Below are 890 nucleotides of genomic sequence, written 5' to 3' on the forward strand. Positions count from 1 at the left end.
CGACGGCAACGTGAACTCCCCCAACCCAACCGACGGAATCGTCAACGGCGCGGTGGTGATGTCAGGGGTGGTGATCGACGGCAACGTGAACTCCCCCAACCCAACCGACGGAATCGTCAACGGCGCGGTGGTGATGTCAGGGGTGGTGATCGACGGCAACGTGAACTCCCCCAACCCAACCGACGGAATCGTCACGGGCTGCGTCGTCACCGCCGGCGTACTCACCGACGGCAACGTGAACGGATTCACCATAATCGGTGAGATCGTCACAGAGGGAATGGTGAAGCTCTCCAGTTCGATGGAAGGTATGACGTAGGGAGAACCGTTTGGATTGCCGATGGTAATGTAGGGAAAGATGGTTTCGCCGACCGTCAGGCTGGGTAATTCAAAAGTGCTGATAAAGCCGTTGGTTCCCGTCGTGGAAGTACCGGCGAGGTCAACAGTAAGGGCCCCAACAGCGAATGGTTGGATCTCGAACGGGACGATCTGGACAAATACCGTCCCTAACAAACCGCCGTTGTCGAAGGCCGAGCCGTTATACGAATAGATTTGCAACAGTGTTTCAATTGGGCCGGTGTAGATGATGCTAGGGGTCTCGAAGGTCGGAAAAATTATCTTGGGGAAAGTGACACTCGGGGTGCTGAACGAGCTGATCGTGATGAGCGGCGTAGTTATCGTCGGAATTTCGATCGCGGGCAGCCCGATCGCCGGGACGGTGGTTACCGGGGTTGTGATCTGCGGCAACGCGAAACCGCCGATGCTGATATTCGGCGTCGTGATCGCCGGGATGGACACCGACGGTATCGTGATGGGCGGCAACCCGAACCCACCCACCGACACATTCGACGGCGTCGTCACCGACGGAATCGACACCGACGGAATCGTCACCG

The 890-nt window shown here is 57.9% G+C and carries 1 pseudogene; it reads right to left on the reverse strand.

The window, feature by feature from the left end:
• Window positions 1-795 (reverse strand): annotated as a pseudogene (locus tag FPZ47_RS27670) (PPE family protein); the annotation flags it as partial.
• Between the last annotated feature and the right edge of the window lie 95 nt (window positions 796-890).

Origin of the sequence: Mycobacterium helveticum (assembly GCF_007714205.1) — a bacterium.
In the GTDB taxonomy this organism is placed as follows: domain Bacteria; phylum Actinomycetota; class Actinomycetes; order Mycobacteriales; family Mycobacteriaceae; genus Mycobacterium; species Mycobacterium helveticum.